General features: G+C 38.5%; 14 protein-coding genes. 1 reads left to right on the top strand and 13 read right to left on the bottom strand.

What is annotated here, in order from left to right; translation table 11 throughout:
- The first annotated feature begins 3 nt into the window (after nucleotides 1-3).
- The gene (locus tag B4U37_RS08590; protein WP_088017891.1) at nucleotides 4-432 is read left to right on the top strand and encodes a VOC family protein; all 429 of its coding nucleotides are present in this window, start codon (nucleotides 4-6) and stop codon (nucleotides 430-432) included.
- A 320-nt stretch (nucleotides 433-752) separates the two neighbouring features.
- Here the strand turns inward: B4U37_RS08590 and B4U37_RS08585 are convergent, their stop codons facing one another.
- From B4U37_RS08585 to B4U37_RS08525, 13 genes are all read right to left on the bottom strand, one after another.
- Nucleotides 753-1,052 (bottom strand): hypothetical protein, encoded by a 300-nt coding sequence (locus B4U37_RS08585; protein ID WP_010192552.1) that lies wholly within the window; start codon nucleotides 1,050-1,052, stop codon nucleotides 753-755.
- A gap of 154 nt (nucleotides 1,053-1,206) precedes the next feature.
- The gene (locus tag B4U37_RS08580; RefSeq protein ID WP_088017890.1) at nucleotides 1,207-4,275 is read right to left on the bottom strand and encodes an efflux RND transporter permease subunit; all 3,069 of its coding nucleotides are present in this window, start codon (nucleotides 4,273-4,275) and stop codon (nucleotides 1,207-1,209) included.
- Nucleotides 4,276-4,388: 113 nt separating this feature from the next.
- On the bottom strand, nucleotides 4,389-5,744 hold the full coding sequence (locus tag B4U37_RS08575) for a sensor histidine kinase (protein WP_010192546.1): 1,356 nt from the start codon (nucleotides 5,742-5,744) through the stop codon (nucleotides 4,389-4,391).
- Nucleotides 5,737-6,414 carry a response regulator transcription factor gene (locus tag B4U37_RS08570; RefSeq protein WP_088017889.1) on the bottom strand — a complete coding sequence of 226 codons (678 nt, stop codon included), beginning with the start codon at nucleotides 6,412-6,414 and terminating at the stop codon, nucleotides 5,737-5,739. Before B4U37_RS08570 ends, B4U37_RS08575 begins: the two co-directional genes overlap by 8 nt.
- 322 nt (nucleotides 6,415-6,736) lie before the next feature.
- Complete coding sequence (gene spoIIP, locus B4U37_RS08565) at nucleotides 6,737-7,645, bottom strand: stage II sporulation protein P (RefSeq protein ID WP_088017888.1); 909 nt, start codon at nucleotides 7,643-7,645, stop codon at nucleotides 6,737-6,739.
- Nucleotides 7,635-8,174, bottom strand: a complete 540-nt coding sequence (locus B4U37_RS08560; RefSeq protein ID WP_088017887.1) for an RNA polymerase sigma factor — start codon at nucleotides 8,172-8,174, stop codon at nucleotides 7,635-7,637. Before B4U37_RS08560 ends, spoIIP begins: the two co-directional genes overlap by 11 nt.
- 376 nt (nucleotides 8,175-8,550) lie before the next feature.
- Entirely contained in the window at nucleotides 8,551-9,432 is an 882-nt protein-coding gene (locus tag B4U37_RS08555) for a sensor histidine kinase (RefSeq protein WP_245840072.1), read from the bottom strand.
- Nucleotides 9,433-9,477: 45 nt separating this feature from the next.
- On the bottom strand, nucleotides 9,478-10,227 hold the full coding sequence (locus B4U37_RS08550) for an ABC transporter permease (protein WP_010192537.1): 750 nt from the start codon (nucleotides 10,225-10,227) through the stop codon (nucleotides 9,478-9,480).
- Entirely contained in the window at nucleotides 10,220-11,143 is a 924-nt protein-coding gene (locus tag B4U37_RS08545) for an ABC transporter ATP-binding protein (protein ID WP_088017886.1), read from the bottom strand. Before B4U37_RS08545 ends, B4U37_RS08550 begins: the two co-directional genes overlap by 8 nt.
- 116 nt (nucleotides 11,144-11,259) lie before the next feature.
- Nucleotides 11,260-11,952, bottom strand: a complete 693-nt coding sequence (locus B4U37_RS08540) for a response regulator transcription factor (RefSeq protein WP_010192535.1) — start codon at nucleotides 11,950-11,952, stop codon at nucleotides 11,260-11,262.
- Between the two features lie 866 nt (nucleotides 11,953-12,818).
- A complete protein-coding gene (locus B4U37_RS08535; protein WP_088017885.1) occupies nucleotides 12,819-14,441 on the bottom strand; it encodes a long-chain fatty acid--CoA ligase in 1,623 nt (540 codons plus the stop codon).
- A gap of 39 nt (nucleotides 14,442-14,480) precedes the next feature.
- Complete coding sequence (locus tag B4U37_RS08530; RefSeq protein ID WP_088017884.1) at nucleotides 14,481-15,578, bottom strand: CaiB/BaiF CoA transferase family protein; 1,098 nt, start codon at nucleotides 15,576-15,578, stop codon at nucleotides 14,481-14,483.
- Nucleotides 15,575-17,149, bottom strand: a complete 1,575-nt coding sequence (locus B4U37_RS08525; RefSeq protein WP_088017883.1) for a fatty acid--CoA ligase — start codon at nucleotides 17,147-17,149, stop codon at nucleotides 15,575-15,577. Before B4U37_RS08525 ends, B4U37_RS08530 begins: the two co-directional genes overlap by 4 nt.
- Between the last annotated feature and the right edge of the window lie 2 nt (nucleotides 17,150-17,151).

Below are 17,151 nucleotides of genomic sequence, written 5' to 3'. Positions count from 1 at the left end.
ATTATGTTTAAAGTAGGTAGTATTTTTATTCCAGTTACAGACATAGAGAAATCAACAGAATGGTATGAAAAATTTCTTGGTGCAAAGATGATTGATAGTTGGGGAGAGGGAGTTGGCTTTTATTTACCATCAGGATCAACACAAATAGCCTTGGTGAAGGTTGAATCCCCGCAGCCCACTGAGTTCAGAACCAATGATGATCAGAAAAATGGTTATTTTAATTTTGTTGTTGATGATATTGAAGCAACCCATCAACATTTTAAAAGCAATGGTATTGTTACATCCGAAATTGATGATTTTGGCGGAATGAAGTTTTTTGATTTCTATGACCTAGATGGCAATCCATTCAGTGTGGTAAATGAAGTTGATGGCTCACCTTACCATTCAGATAATATCAGAAAAATGCAGGACCGTGACAGAAAAAATCAATAAATAGTGAAAAAGAATTACCAATCTATTAGGATAGGTAATTCTTTTTCAATTTTTATTTTATAGATAGTGAATAATCCTAAATAGCTCCGGCAGCTATAAAATAATTATCTCAAATACCCATTATTTCCACAATAAGTTATTTGAGAAACTTACTCGAACAAAAATGATAAACGAGAGCAGATTCGTGTTTTAGGATAGCGCCCGATTACGGAAGATTACTGTTACATAGTTGCATAGTATCATTATACTCTGCAACAATAGTTTTTCTTCCTACTTCAAATAAAACTCAACTTCTCCATTAAATTACTTAGTTTCTTAAGTTACTTTTCCTTCATAATAGGCACAAAAGAATTATATACACCAATAAACTTCATTTCCTTTCCCTTGAATTGGGTTTTATGTATCGTAAAGAAAACGAAATCATTATATTCAGAATTGTTTTCAATCATCTTTTTACCAAAAATCTTCAAAGTCGTTTCCTGTAAAGGTTGGTTTGCCCCAGCTTTTTCAATAACAACCCCTAATAGCCAGTCTGCGTACATATCCTCTGTAGGCTTTGTCAAATACATGCTACTTAATAAAACAACCATAACGACAACACTAACGATCCACTTCTTCAAAACTATCCCTCCCGTATTATAACAGGTAGGATTTCTCATCCTACCTGTTACTTAAATCAATTATTATCGGAGAGCTCGCATCTGTATTAAACCAAGTTAACATTCTCCACTTTAAATGAAACATGCAAGCACTTTATACTGTAATAAATCGGATTTATGAAAACCTTCTCCACTTCCCAATGATACTGTAAAGAACTGGTATGAAGACAAGCGTGAGCAATGTACTAGTAGTAAGCCCCCCGATTACAGTTATGGCTAACCCTTTAGAAATAACACCTGACGATGATGTTGATAAAGCTAGTGGTACGAGTGCTAAAATGGTAGCGAGGGCGGTCATAATAATGGGACGGAAACGTGTATTACACGCTTCAATCACTGCATGCTCTAAGGCCATTCCACTAATCCGGTTTGCTTCTACGCGGTCTAGCATCACAACCGCATTTGTTACGACAATCCCGATTAGCATCAGCATCCCGATCATTCCACTCATGGATAACGTTTCACCCGTAATCAGTAGGGCCCCGAGAGAACCGATTGGTACAAAAATCAAAGAGGAAAGAATAACAAATGGTGTAATGACTCCTCCGTATGTGATGGTTAACGTTAAGAACACCAATCCTACCGCAATCATCATGGCGATACCAAGGTCTTGGAATCCTTCTGCCATCATCTCTTGCCCACCACCAACTTCCCATTCTACTTCATCTGAGATTGCTAGTGATGCCAAATCCCCTTCTACTTGTTCTGTTACGGCTCCAACCTCCTCACTTACACTTTCTGCTGACAAGGTGTAAGCAAGCTTCCCATCCTTATGCTGAATCGTAGCTGGAATGGACAGTTCTTCTATCGTTGCGAGTTCCATCAATGGCTTTGGTCCTTGCTGCGTAAGGATCTCGATATTTTCTAATTCATTTTTATCACGAACTAACTCGTTGTAGGTTACAAGTACCTCTAGCTCTTTCTTGTCTAAGTCCATCACTCCAGCGGAAAGCTCATTCATTTTTTCATTGACTTGCTGATAAATGGTAAATTGATTTACTCCTAATTCAACCGCTTCGTCCTTTAACTCCAATTTGTACTTCGTTTGAAGCTGCTGTGCACTACTAGACACATCTCTTAGTTGGTCGTTCTCCTGTAAGACGCCTTCCACTTGATTCGCTGCGTCCAGAAGTGCCTCTAAATTCTCACCATAGAGTGTAATGTCAATGGTTTTACTTGATGGAGGTCCTTCCTGCTGTACCTCATTAATTCGCACGGTAGTTTCTTCGTATGTTTTTGATACTTGTGCAGCGATTTCATCTTCCAAACCTTTTCGTTCCATTGTAACGGTGTATCCATCTTTTAGTTGAATAAAGAAAGTAGCTTTATAATCAGACGAAGCTTTTTGCTTTAATGGGTTCGAGTTATTGACTAATCCTACAGAGCCTTGAACATATTCAATGGCCGTATCTTCCATAAGCAACTCTTCTATCTCTTTTGCCATACTATTTGTTTTTTCTAGTGTGGTGGACGCTGGGAGTTCCACCTCCACCTCTAATGCACTTGCTGGACCACTTGGTAAAAAGGACTTACCGATTGCAGGTACCAAAAAGAGAGCCCCGGCCAATAAAACAAAGGCACTAATTATGACCATCAATTTATAATTCAGTGATCCTTTTAATAACCGATCGTATGCTTTTTGGATCCAACCTTGTTTCTCCTCCTGACTTCCTTCTTTAAGAAGCGTTAAAGCTAAAACAGGGATGAGCATGAAGGCCACAAGTAAGGAAAGCGTAATGGATGTAACCACGGCAATAGAAAATGGCTTAAAAAACTCCCCTACAATCCCTCCTACAAAAGCCAATGGCAGAAATACAACAATGGTGGCCACAGTAGATGACGTGACCGCTCCAATCACTTCTTTAGTAGCGTTGGAAATTAGATCTCGTTTTGATAATTTTTTTTCCTTCTGCATCCATTGGAAAATGTTTTCAATAACGACAATACTATCGTCTACAATCCGGCCCACGGAAACTGCGATTCCACCAAGAGTCATGATGTTTAATGAGTATCCAAAATAGTCAAGAACTGCAATGGTACCTAAGATCGAAATAGGTAACGATAAAATGGCAATTACTGTTGATCGGATATTTCTTAAAAACAACAAGATGATAATGATTGTAAATAGGGCCCCGAACCCGCCTTCTTTTAATAAGGATTTTACGGATTTCTCTACTTCTTTCCCTTGATCGATGATGGTATATAATTCAGAATCGGAAGAAGCATGGAAGTCTTTCACCTCTTCTTTTACATGTTCCACAACCTCCGCTGTATTCGCATCTTGTGTTTTTGTTACATTTACAATAAGTGCTGGTTCACCGTTATAACGAGTGATACCGTTCTCTTCCTCCACTTCTTTTATTTGCGCTATTTCACTTAACAAAATGAACGTTGGTTTCTGGGGCTGGGAGGGATTTGTTGCTTTCTCATTTGGCGGAATACCTTGCTGCGAAGGTGCAACAGGGATTTGAACCCCCTTTATATCTTCTATGCTAGAAAGGTTCCCCTCCATACTAACCGGGATCTTCCCCTCTTCTTCTAGACTTCCAAGAGGTAACACATAGTTTTTCTCGTTTAAAACTTGGATGATACTTGCGATTGTTAAACCATTCTCCGCTGCTTTTTCTTCATCCACTTCTATTACTAGTTTGGAAGTGGTTGTTCCCGAGACTGTTACATCACTCACACCTGCAATATTTTGAAGCTGTGGTGTAAGGGTATCCGATATATTTTCTTGTAATGCTGTTAATTCTTCATCTGCGAAAGCAATTTGATAGATAGGCTTTGCACTAGCCGATAAGCGTTTGTAAGTCAGCGTGGCATCTTCCGGTAGCTTAAGCTTACTAATCGCTGATTGTATCTCCCTTTCTCTTTCTTCCATATCTTCATTGAAGTCATAGCTTACTTGTATCATGGTGCTATTATCTTGAGTAGTACTCGTTAATTCTTCATATGGTGCTATGTTTTCAATGGCTTCCTCTATTGGTAGCGTGATGTCTTTCTCCGCTTCTTCTGAGGAATGGTTTGGGTATGCTACCTGAATCATTAGTGTTGGAATCTCCACATTTGGATAGTTTTCCAACTTAATTGTATTTGTTGATATATAACCTGTTATAAGAACTAGTATCGTTAACATAATCATTGCAACACTGTTTTTTAAGCTAAAATCAATCATTTTTTTCATATCAGCATGTCTCCTTTTGTGTATGAGTTCACTATATAAGAGAAATGTGACCTAAATATGACCAACTAAGAACTTAAAAATTAAAAAAGCCAAACTCTAAAAAGAGTTTGACGTTATTTCGGAAGTACTATTTGAATAGAAGTGCCTACTCCATGTTCACTTTTAATGGAAATTTCACCTTTATGAAGGTCGATAATTTTTTTGACAATCGCTAGCCCCAAACCACTCCCCTGACCTGAGCGAACCCTTGCTTTATCGACCTTGAAAAACCGATCAAAGATATACGGAAGGTCCTTTTCAGGAATCCCTATCCCAGTGTCAGAGAAAATCACTTGTACTTTTTTTTGAATCTCCTTTACTTCTACTTTAATTTTGCCACCGGTATTGGAATATTTAATACTGTTTGTAAGTAGATTATGCCATACTTGCTCTAATTGCAACTGGTCAGCTGTTATCTCTACTTTATTAACATCTTCTAAATTTAACTCGAGTTTTTTTTCAAGCCATTGTGGCTGATGGCTTAAAAAGACTTGCCTAATTTGTTGATCAAGGCGGAAATTTTCCTTCTCTAACAATGATTCTTTATTTTCTAGCACAGAAAGTTTTAGTAAGTTCTCACTAAGCTTTGCAAGTCGTTCACTTTCTTTTTGAATAATGGTTAAATAATGATCCTGCTGTTCTTTAGAAAATTCATTTTCCTTTAATGCAACAGCAAATCCTCTAATCGATGTTAAGGGGGATTGTAAATCATGTGAAACATTTGATATAAATTCTTTTCTCATCGTTTCAAGCTTCATAAGTTCGCTAGTCATTCTATTAAAACTTCTTCCTAATTCGCCGATTTCATCTTTTCGCTTAATTGATTTAATTTGCTGGAAGTCGCCTTTTGCGATGTTGGTTGTCAAAGCTGTTAATTTTTTTATAGGATTTACTAATAGAAATGCAGCTACTAAATAAAGTAAGCTACCAATAATCAACACATACGTTAAAACAGTAATAAGTGCTTCTTTAATAATATCAATGCGATCCATAATCCTTGGCTTAAGAAATAGCGCATATCTCTCTTCCTCCACTTGAAACGGCAAACCGATTGTTACGTTCTTTAACAATCTTTTTTCCGTGGATTCTACTCGATAAACGCCTCCATTTAACACTTTCTGAACATCTGAAGGGGCAGCCATTGGTTCATCCGTATTTCTTCCAAACACCTTCACTTCACCATCTTCAGAATAAAGAGCGATATTAAAGGTAATGGTTGATATTCCCGCCAAATAGCCTTCAAGGTTCTCTTGTCCCATCGTTTTTTGTAACTGAATGATACCCTTTCCAGCTTGAATCATTTCTCCCTCCAACTCACTTAACACACGCTCCTGATAAAAGCTAAATGTGATATAGAAAGCGGCTGTTAAACTTATTACTACAACTAAAATAAATGTAACTACGACGCGAACATATAACGTATTAAACATCCTTTATTACCTCTAATCGATAGCCCAACCCCCTAATGGTCAGGATATCAAAAGCCATTTGTTGGTTTAACTTTTTCCTTATTTTCTTAATATGTGAGTCAACGGTTCTATCGAAACCTTCAAAATCACTTCCCCAAATTTCTTCTATCAACTGGTCTCTTGAAAACACTTGTCCAGGATGACTAGCAAGTTTAAACAGAAGTTGGAACTCTTTTAAAGGAAATATGATAGGCTCATGATTAATGGTAACTTCCATACTATTCGCGTCAATTACAACATTTCCAATTGTCACTTTATTTGCTGTATTGATTTTGTATCTCCTTAAGAGCGCTTTAACTCGCATGATTAATTCATGTGTATCAAATGGCTTAACAATATAATCGTCTGTCCCTTGCTGAAAGCCTTTTACTTTATCTTCGCTCTCTCCTTTAGCCGTAACCATTAGTATAGGCAAGTCATATAACTCTCTTATTTCCTTACAAAGTTCCCAGCCGTTTTTATTTGGCATCATAACATCAATGATGCATAAATGAACGGTACGTTGAGATAAAATATTCGTAGCTTCTACACCATCATTTGCTTCAAAAACTGTATATCCCTCTTTTTTTAAATAGATCGCAATCAGTTCCCTTATGAAAAGGTCATCGTCTGCTACTAAAATAGCTGCCAAAAAAACACCTCGTTTCAAGAAAATTTTGTTAGGTTGATCAAGGAGTACTGTTTTTAATGAAGAATACTTCTATTATTTTTCACCATTATAAGTGATGAAAAGAATGAGCGCTAATCCTTTTTTATAGGAATGCGCCCGATTGCCGAAGACTTTAATTCGAGATAACTTGTATAGAATCTCAATTATTGCCTTCTATAACGAAATAACATTAAGTTTATCCAGCCATAAATTACATCAATTTTAGAGGTCGTTCTTCTATCAAGTTAAAGTGACATTATTGTGTATATCACTAGCAATTGGCCCCTTAGTTAGTAAGACAAATTTATTCTAAATCATCCATTACTTGTTTAACTACTTCTGCAAAGATTTCTGCTGTTCTATATGTCTCTTCCAAGGAATTTTCTATACCACCTATTTCTACTAATACAGAATTAGGATGAAGGTCTTGGTTATAATTGTTACGTGCACTTTCACCAGGTAAATATATTCCTCTAGTGATACCTGGATATAGTTCTTCTAGTTTTGAATTCAGTTCTATAGCAAATTCGTTGTTAATATCATAATGTTCACTGATAGAAGATACAGCAAAAAGAATCCTTGCATAGTCTTTTCCATTAATTTTAACTGTTGTGGCTTCTCTTTTTTGTGAATCTCTGTGTAGATCAATAACCATTTTGATACTCTCGTGCTCATTTAATGTATTTTGTAAAATCTCTCTTGAAATTAGATAGGAATCTGCAAACATTAAATCCCTTTCGTTTAAAACACTAGCTATGTCGGTATCATCATAAATAGCGTTTATATTCTTCTCGTTTAGAGCTTCACTTAATTTCTTACCAACTAATGTAATATTTTTAGAATCACTAAATGCATTTTCACTACTATTTCCATTTAGTTCTGGAGTGAAGGACTCTTGGTTATGTGTGTGGTAAATAAATACTAATGGTTCTTTTTTAGTACTATTGATTACAAATGAAGATGCCCCTTCATCTAAGTTGTTTAAAGCATTAATCAATACATCCTTTCCACTGAACAAAAATATCCAAGAAAAAGCAACTGCAAAAAGAAAGACGCCACTCCAGACTGCAGATAATCTTTTTACTTGTATTCTTTTATCCATACTTCTAGCCTTTTGTCTTAATATTTTTTCAGTAGAGACAACGAACTCTTCTCTTGGCTGCTGCTGATAAGTTCTTCTGATAGTATTCATTAAATTTTTCTCATTTAACATTTGTCAAAACCTCCTCAGTAGCAAAATGCAATTTGTTTTTCAGTATTTTTAAGGCTCTATGATAATCCACTTTCACTTTTGATTCACTACATTTAAGAATGTCTGAAGTTTCTTTTATGGAAAATTCATTTATTCCACGGAGAATTACTACAGCCCTATAACTGGGCTTTAATTTTGAAATTGCATCATGCACTAATTCTTTCATTTCATTAATTTCATATTCTTCATCAGGTTTTTTGTTATTTGATTCTAATTGTTTAAAAAACCCCTCCCTAAATATTGTGGCAAACTTCCTTTTTCTATAATGATCAATTGCAACGTGTTTCGCGATGGAAAAAATCCACGTCTTGAGGTTATTAGTACAATTAAAATTGGGTAGATTTTTTAATACCCGAATAAATACTTCCTGCGTTAAGTCCTCTGCATCATTTTGATTTCCAGAAAAGCAAATAAGAAATCGATAGACATCTAAATGGTGTTTATTGTAAATGACAACAATACTGGATTCAATATCCTTTACATTAATCAATCTTTTCCCCCCTTGTTTTCAATTCATTTATAATTCGTTTGAGTTATGTAAAAAGTTACAGTTAATTAAAATAAAGTGCCGCTTTTTCATCAGACGATGTTGTATCGTCTTAATTCATTAATGGGAGATTTGATAGAAAAATTTTTACGATAAGTAAATAACTTCCACAAATAAAATCGTAACCCTCTTTAGTAAGCACTGTTAATTGGAGCAAATAAAAATAAGCGCTAATCCTTTTTTCAAGGATTGCGCCCGATTGTTGAATATCCCCTTTTTCAAATGAATAGTATCGTTGAACTATGCAGTAGATGACTTTATTTTGCTATTTGTTCTTCTTCAAAAAAACCCTCATTTGTTCAAGCAGGTATTTATTGATTTAAGCAAATTTAAATTCCCATTCACAAATCATAGTTAATTGATTATCCCTTAACTCAGCATAAATATTCCCGTTCATTTTTTCCATCAAGCTTTTAGCGATTGGTAAACCCAGACCAGTACCTTTTCCCGTCCTTGTCTGGTCAGCCTTATAAAAACGGTCAAACATTTGCTTTACATCTTGTTCATTTAGAGAATCAACAGAGTTGCTAACCTTAAGTTGAATGGAAGATATACAATTTTGAAGGAGAATAGTAACCTCTCCACTAGAGTATCTAATTGCATTTACTAATAAGTTTTCAATTACTCTTTTGACAGCGGATGGGTCAAGCAACATGATCATATCATCTTCTGGAATGCGTATTGCAGGCTCTATGTTTCTCTTATTAAACTCCTCATAAAAGCCAAAAAGCACTTCTAAAACTAGATCATTAAACTTAACCCTCTCCATTTTCAATGGATAATCTGCTTGTTCGATGATCGATAGCTCGAAAAAATCCTCAAGTAAAACCTTTAATCTTCCTGCACTACTTTTTATTGTTTCTATGTATTCCTTTTTCATCTCGCTACTTATTTCATCTGATTCTAGAAATTGAATATACCCAACTATTGAAGTCATAGGTGTACGAATGTCATGTGCAATATGAGATATTGCCTGCTTTAACTCGTTTTCGGTCGTTCGTTTTTCTGCCTCCGCCTTTTTCGTTTGGTCAATTTGGCGATTTATTTCCTGTGCTAATTCCTCAAAATCACGATTAAGAAAACCAACATCAATCTTCTTAGCTGTTTTATGTTGGTTTAATTGAATGAGTTGCCGAGTTGTACTCTTAATTTCCTTTTTGAGTTGATACAAACGAGTGAGGACATATACGAAAGCGATCATAACAGTTAGGAGCAAATAGAGCATATGACCTCACCTACTTTCTGTTTACTTAATTTCTTTTCTTTGAAAAATAAAGCTTCCTAAAGCCCCAAATGCAAAAAATGTGACAATCGGAACAACAACAAGGGTTAACACTTCAGCACTTTCCAAGGAGTTAACAATGATAATATCGTAAATTAACTTAAAAACAGAATGATATAGAATAGGTTCAAAAAATGGCACTTTTGCAGCTAAAACTTGCAGTGGCCAGTCGACAAATATAAAAAACATAAGCAGAAATCCAATCGTTTTCCCACTGTCGGTGAAAAGGATAGAAAAGACCGCCATAATCGACGCAAAGGCTGCCCCATATAATATGATAAGTCCTACTGTTTGGAAGTAATATGTCCATTCAGGCATCTCTTGAAAGCCAAAATAAATCGCACTAGCACCTGTCATAAAAATCGGCAGTATTAATGAGATGATAGTAGTTCCAACGGAGAATACGATAAGCTTAGCGAAGTAGATTCGTACCCTGCTATTCCCAGAAGAAACAATGCTTTTCATTGTGCCCATCGAGTATTCGTTTGTAATAAAGAATCCAGCAAAAATACTAGGAATAAGCTTGACGATATTCCCATGGGTACCTAGGACATTTTCCAAATAATAGTCCTTTACTGCAGGCAGACCAGGAGAACCGTTATCAAATTCAATTAAAGGAAACAAAACAGCAGCAGCGAGTAACATCCATGTTAGAAACCGAAATGAGCGGTCCCTCTTCAATTTATACCATTCAGTTTTCAGTAAATTACCCATGCTGCACCCCTCCAATACGATTACTAAAGTACGTTTCCAAATCTTCTCCCATTGGCATAAATTCTTCGATGACCAATCCTTCATTGGTTAGGATTTTGGAGACTTTACCTGGCACATCTACATAGGCATACAACTTCATGGTTCCATCTGGCATTACTTCAAACTCTTGCGTTGCAAGGAGACTTTCAATAACTGTTGCAGCTTTGTTTGGATTATCTACTTTTATATGCAAATATTGCTGGCACTTTTCATTCAGTTCTTTTGCGGATAACTGCTCAAGCAATTCTCCATTATGAATAATTCCATAATGTGTAGCTAATAAATGCAGTTCACTTAAAATATGACTTGAGATTAAAATCGTAATATCATACTCTTGGTTAAGCTTATTTAATAATTCTCTGATTTCAACTACTCCCATTGGGTCTAAACCATTAATAGGTTCATCAAGAATCAAAAACTCTGGATCTCCTAATAAAGCTATAGCAAGCCCTAGACGCTGTTTCATTCCTAAAGAAAAATTCTTTGCTTTCTTTTTTCCTGCACTTTGTAATCCTACTGTCTTAAGAGTTTTGTCAATACATTCTTTCCCCGGAATTCCTTTTAGAAGCCGATGTGCTTCTAAATTTTCAGCGGCTGTCATTTGTGGGTATAAAGCAGGGCCTTCAATTATTGTTCCAATTCGTTTCCTGGCTTCAATTAACTCTCGTTTTCTATTTTCTCCAAACAATTCGAATGTACCTGTTGTTGGATAAGAAAGACCTGTGATTAATCGAATTAACGTGGATTTCCCAGCACCATTTTGTCCAATAAAACCATAAATAGAGCCCTTTTTTATTGTTACATTTACCTTATTAAGCGCCATTTTATTTTGATATTTTTTAGACAATTGATTCGTTTTTAAAACATAGTCATTCATCAAGGTTTTCCTCCTTATTTCATTATCTAACTTGTCCAAAATGATACCTGTTTGAACACTCTTATACTATAAGAAGGAAAACATAAGAAAGTCTTAAGTCAATTCTTAAGAAAACCTTAAGTTTTGAGCTTGTACCCCATTCCCCAAACCGTTTCAATGTACACTTCATTAGGATTTGCTTTAGAGAGCTTATTTCTAATATTACTCAAATGGACATTAATCGTATTGTCGTCCCCATAAAACGGTTCATTCCAAACGCTCTCGAATAAATTAGCTTTGGTAAAGACCTTATTTGGGGAAGACATTAATAGAAGTAAAATCTCATATTCTCGCGCTGTTAATTTGAGTACATTTCCATTCACAGTCACTATTTTTGCATCCGGATCCAAAACAATATCTTTATTGCTCATCAGATTGGTTATCGACACACTCGGTATATCACGATACCTTCTAAGGCAAGAATCAATTCTGGCAGAAACCTCTTCAATATCGAAAGGTTTTGTAATGTAGTCATCGGCACCAGCCCTTAAGGCAGCAATTTTTGATTGTGTTTCGAGTTTAGCCGAAATAATAATGATAGGAACATCGCTCTCTTTGGTTACTATTTTTAAAATATCTTCACCAGACAAACCAGGAAGCATTAGATCGATGAGGACCATATCCCATCTCTCGCTATCTAGGTAAATCATTGCTTCCGTCCCTGAATAAGCTGACTTGGGGGTATAACCACTCTTACTAACAATATTACATAATAAGCGATTAATATCTTCATCATCTTCAATTATCAATATTCTTAATGAATCGTTCATCCAATCACCCTCACTATTATTAACATAATCATTTATATAAATAAAATCAATGTCAAGCGGTTGAATATATTGGATGGGGGAAAGGGTCCTCCTCCAAGTAGAGTTATTCGACAACCTTGCTCATTTGTTGAAACCAATCATCTAATAAATAAAAAGATCCTTCTTTACTTTTAGTTGACTCTTTCAAGTTATTTGCTGCACAGTAAGAGTCTACTACGTAATAAAATAGTTCCTCCGTAATCTGGCCCGTTTGTGGAAAACTGTTGCCTTCCTCTCTCCAAGAACAAAATTGCTAACGCGAGTTAAAACCACGTCTCAAGATTATAATTTCTTGGGACGTTTTCTCGCTTTTCGCAAATTTTGAAATATTGATCTTGGCCGAATCTTTCCTTTGCGCTCACCTTTGAATATATCAATAAAATCCCTTTCACCAAGGGCTTCATATTGGCGATGACGACTTCTCTCCTCCTGATTTCTTGTCACTGATGTCTTCATAACGCCGATGAGGACTTCTCTCCTCCTGATTTCCCGTCACTGAAGTCTTCATAACGCCGATGAGGACTCCTCTCCTCCTGATTTCTCGTCACTGATGTCTTCATACGGCCGATGAGGACTTCTCTCCTCCTGATTTCTCGTCACTGATGTCTTCATACGGGCGATGAGGACTTCTCTCTTACCAATTTCTCGTCACCGATGTCTTCATAACGCCGATGACGACTTCTCTCCTCCTGATTTCTCGTCACCGAGGTCTTCATCTTCCCGACGATTAAGAATTACACTGAAGACTGTCCACAATAATAATTTCCTAAAGAACAAAAAACAGGCCTCTCCATAATAGAAAGGCCCATTCTCTCCTTAAAAAACTCCTATTCCACCGTACTCTTCATCTCTTTCTCCACAATATCCCTTAAAGTACGTTTCAGGAATTTCCCTACCGAAGTCTTCGGTATTTCTTCCATGAAGATTACTTCATCTGGCAGCCACCATTTGGCGAACTGAGGAGAGATGAAGTCAATGATTTCTTGCTTAGCAACTTTGCCGGCATAGGCTTCTTTCAGTACGACGCATGCGACTGGTCTTTCCTGCCATTCGTCATGTGGAATGGCGACGACGCTTGCTTCAAAAACTGCTTCATGCGCCATGATGGCATTTTCCAAATCAACAGAGGAGATCCATTCGCCTCCGCTTTTTATTAAATCTTTTGTACGGTCAACGATTTTGACGACTCCTTCTTCATCCACTGTAACAACATCACCTGTGTGCAGCCAGCCATCGATGAAGGCATCAGCAGAACGCTCGTCTTTATAGTACTCGTCTGCAATCCATGGACCGCGGAGGCAAAGTTCACCCATTTCCGCACCGTTCCATTCTACTTCCCCTTCTGCACCGACAATTTTCATCTCAAGTCCAGGAACCAACAAACCTTGCATCGAGCGGATATCCAGCATTTTTTCTTCATCTAAATCTGTTTGATGACTTTTCAGCCTGGAAACTGTAGCAAGTGGCGTCGTTTCTGTCATGCCATAAGCATGTAAAAATGGTATGCCGTATTTGGTTTCAAAAGCCTTGATCATCCCGCGAGGTGCAGCCGATCCACCACACAATATTGCCCGCAGGCTTGATGTGTCATACGATCCTTTTTCCAACTCATTCAATAAACCAAGCCAGATCGTCGGAACACCGGCAGTCAATGTAATGTTTTCGCTCTCTATCAATTCTGCCAAAAGTTGCGGTGTGAACTGAGGGCCTGGCAACACTTGCGTGGTACCGAACCAAGTGGCTGCAAACGGCAATCCCCAAGCATTTGCATGGAACATTGGTACTACCGGCATGCATGTATCATATTCCGACAGGCCTGCAGTATCCGCCAATCCGAGAGCATAGCTGTGAAGCACCAATGAGCGATGAGAGTAGACGACACCTTTCGGATTACCGGTGGTGGCGGAAGTGTAACAAATTCCGGCCGCGTCGTTTTCATCGATATCTTTTACAAAGGAGAAGTTCGGGTCCCCTTCTTCTAGTAAATCTTCATAAGAGAAAACAGGATGTAAGGAAGTCGATGGGAGCTCTTCTTTATCTGTCATGATGATGAATGCTTTCACTGTTCCCAATTGGTCCTTTACCCGCTCCACTAACGGCAGCAAATCTTCATCCACAAAAAGCACTACGTCTTCTGCATGATTGACAATATAAGACACATGCTCGGGAGCCAGTCTGATATTAATCGTATGAAGCACTGCTCCCATTCCTGGAATTCCAAAGTAGGTTTCTAAATGGCGGTGATGATTCCAAGCAAAGGTTCCAACTCTATCGCCTTTTTGCACCCCTAGCTTTTCTAGCGCACTGGATAATCGGCGTGTCCGCTCCCCAATTTTCCGATAGGACAAACGCTGCACACCTGATAGCGTTCTTGACACAACCTCTTTATTCGGGAAAAATCTTTCCGCTCTTTCCAGCATGGAACTGACGGTCATAGGTACATTCATCATCTAACATTACCCCTCTCAATTAAATGAATTTAGCTTACATTAAAGCTTGTCCAGCAATCTCACAGTATGTTCCCCAACAGATGGTGCAGGATTAACCCCCTTGTAACTTCCACTATGCATGGCAACATTTACATTTCCTTTATCATCATGAAAAATACTATTATTCTCTTTAAAATATGGATAACTTGAAAGTTCCCCTACTTCCAACACAGGGGTTAAGCAGCAATCGACCTCTTGGCTAAAGGTTGTCCACTCTTCAAAAGTGCGACTAGCAAACAACTCTTCCATCCCGCCCGAAACAGGATTACTGTCTCTTCTGACCGAAAAATGCGCGCCAAGCCATTCTTCCCGATCCACCGCTTCACATAAATTCTGCCAGAACTTATATTCCAATGCGCCAAGGGCCATAAACCGCCCGTCCTTTGTTTCATAGATTCCATAGCTGATAAGTTCCCCATTTAGTAATGTGATGCCCTGCTCTTCCCCCACCTCTTGTTGAATCATGAGGTGTGTGCCCATGAAGGAAGCCGCCACATCCGTCAGACTGATAGAGTGGTAGCCACCTAGACCTGACCGCTCTTTTTTTAATAGAAGTGCAAGCACCATCTCACAAGCTGCCATACTACCAAAATAGTCGGCTATGGTGATGGATGGGTGAATGGGGCGGCCAGATGAATCTTTTAATTGTGCCAGCATCCCGCTTAGTGCCATATAGTTGATATCATGGCTTCCAAGCTTGCTCCATCTACCATGGTTCCCGTAGCCAGTAATGGAACAATAGATAATGTCGGGCTTTTGGACTTTTACAGTTTCATAGTCAAGGCCGAACTTTGACATGACACCTGGCCTGAAACTTTCTATAATAACATCGCAACCCTCAACCAAACTCATAACTTTATCCCTGTCAGCCTCATCTTTCAAATCGACGGAAACACTCATTTTCCCATGATTATTTGCAAGATATACCACACCAGTCCCATCAAGTTTTACCCCTGTATGACGGGCTGGATCTCCTGCTGAAGGCTCCACTTTGATGACCTCTGCTCCAAGGTCCGTAAGACGTTGCGTTGCATATGGACCTGGAAGATAGTTAGTGAAATCTAGTATTCTAATCCCTTCTAGCAATTTTTCTATCATAAGGATGGAGTTTCCCCTGTCACAAGCTCTTCCATCTGCTTTCTCAAGACAAACTTCTGAATTTTCCCGCTTGCATTTCGAGGCAGGGCATCCACAAACATGTACTTTCGTGGGCGTTTATAACGTGCAAGCTCAGAACTATTCAAACAGAAAGCATCAAGTTCTTCTTCTGTCACTTTTTCGTTCTTTTTCACCACAAACGCAGTTACCGTTTCTCCCCAACGGTCATCAGGCAAACCGACAATGGCTACATCCAACACAGCAGGGTGTTCATAAAGAACATCTTCTACCTCACGTGGATAGATGTTCTCCCCACCGCTGATGATCATGTCATCCACCCGATCTTTTACATATAAAAAGCCTTCTTCATCCAGATAACCAATGTCCCCAGAATGGTACCAGCCTTTATACATGGCAGCAGCCGTCGCTTCCTCTCTGTTAAAATAAGCGCTCATGATGCATGGACCTTTGACGAGTATTTCTCCCGCTTCACCTGCAGGCAACATATCATCGGGATCACTTGGTCCATCTTCGTTCGGACGGACAATCCGAATCTCATGATTCAGGCAGGCCTGGCCTGCGGAACCTGCTTTCCTGAGCTGATCTTTTTCAGATAGGAAGGTGATTGCTGGTCCCATTTCTGTCATGCCATATGCTTGGACGAGGGAAATGCCCAATAAGTCGTGACACGCCCTGACAAGTGCGGGTGCCATTGGAGCAGCACCGTATAAGCCAAGATTCAGGCTGCTCAAATCATAGTCATTAAAGTTCTCCTGCAATAGCATATTCCACATAGTTGGGGCGGCAAAAAACTTCGTCACCTTTTCCTCTTGAATCAGTTGAAGAACCTTCTTCGGCTCAAAATGATGGAGGATGACATTCTTCCCGCCTACATGAATTCTTGGGATAACAGCACAGTGCAGTTCCGCGCAATGGAACATTGGTGCGGTCACAAGGCCTATATCCTCCGCTTCAAGCTTCGTGGCGGAAATGACAATTAAACTCTGCTCCGCCATATCCCTATGTCGATGAACGACGCCTTTTGGCCTTCCTGTCGTTCCGCTCGTGTACATGATCGCATATGTGTCGTTTTCCAAGACATTGATTGATACTTCATCATTGGAGGCAGATACCAATTTTTCATGATAAGAGGAGGAATAACTGGTTTCTTCCCCATCAATAATCCAGAATCCTGTTTTTTCAAAGCGCCCCGCAATGGAAGCGACAACAGGTTCCAACGCTTTTTCATACATTACGACTTTCGGCCTTGCGTCGTTTAGAATGAACGCCACTTCCTCCGGCTGCAAGCGGAAATTGATTGGATTGAAGACGGCTCCGATTTTTGCACAAGCAAGCATCGTGTTTGCCAGTTCCTCTGTGTTAAAAAGCAGCGTGGAGACCCTGTCCCCTTTTTTTACTCCTTCTTCCAAAAGGGCATTGGCTAACCGGTTTACTTCCACATTCCATTCTTTGTAGGTATATCGTACATTTTTCTTCACATCATAAAGCGCTTCTTTATCCGGAAACTTTTGTACTGTAAGATCAAAGATTTTCCCAATCGTTATCGACATCT

Origin of the sequence: Sutcliffiella horikoshii (genome assembly GCF_002157855.1) — a bacterium.
Taxonomy (GTDB): Bacteria; Bacillota; Bacilli; order Bacillales; family Bacillaceae_I; genus Sutcliffiella_A; species Sutcliffiella_A horikoshii_C.
The sequence above is the reverse complement of the archived record's forward strand: the minus strand, read 5'-3'. Positions and strand labels throughout refer to the sequence as shown.

Coding starts and splice junctions, on each gene's coding strand:
- B4U37_RS08590 (WP_088017891.1), top strand. CDS start 4: ATGTTTAAAGTAGGTAGTATTTTTATTCCAGTTACAGACATAGAGAAA.
- B4U37_RS08580 (WP_088017890.1), bottom strand. CDS start 4,275: ATGAAAAAAATGATTGATTTTAGCTTAAAAAACAGTGTTGCAATGATT.
- B4U37_RS08575 (WP_010192546.1), bottom strand. CDS start 5,744: ATGTTTAATACGTTATATGTTCGCGTCGTAGTTACATTTATTTTAGTT.
- spoIIP (WP_088017888.1), bottom strand. CDS start 7,645: ATGTTAAATGAGAAAAATTTAATGAATACTATCAGAAGAACTTATCAG.
- B4U37_RS08555 (WP_245840072.1), bottom strand. CDS start 9,432: ATGATCGCTTTCGTATATGTCCTCACTCGTTTGTATCAACTCAAAAAG.
- B4U37_RS08550 (WP_010192537.1), bottom strand. CDS start 10,227: ATGGGTAATTTACTGAAAACTGAATGGTATAAATTGAAGAGGGACCGC.
- B4U37_RS08545 (WP_088017886.1), bottom strand. CDS start 11,143: ATGAATGACTATGTTTTAAAAACGAATCAATTGTCTAAAAAATATCAA.
- B4U37_RS08540 (WP_010192535.1), bottom strand. CDS start 11,952: ATGAACGATTCATTAAGAATATTGATAATTGAAGATGATGAAGATATT.
- B4U37_RS08535 (WP_088017885.1), bottom strand. CDS start 14,441: ATGATGAATGTACCTATGACCGTCAGTTCCATGCTGGAAAGAGCGGAA.
- B4U37_RS08530 (WP_088017884.1), bottom strand. CDS start 15,578: ATGATAGAAAAATTGCTAGAAGGGATTAGAATACTAGATTTCACTAAC.
- B4U37_RS08525 (WP_088017883.1), bottom strand. CDS start 17,149: ATGTCGATAACGATTGGGAAAATCTTTGATCTTACAGTACAAAAGTTT.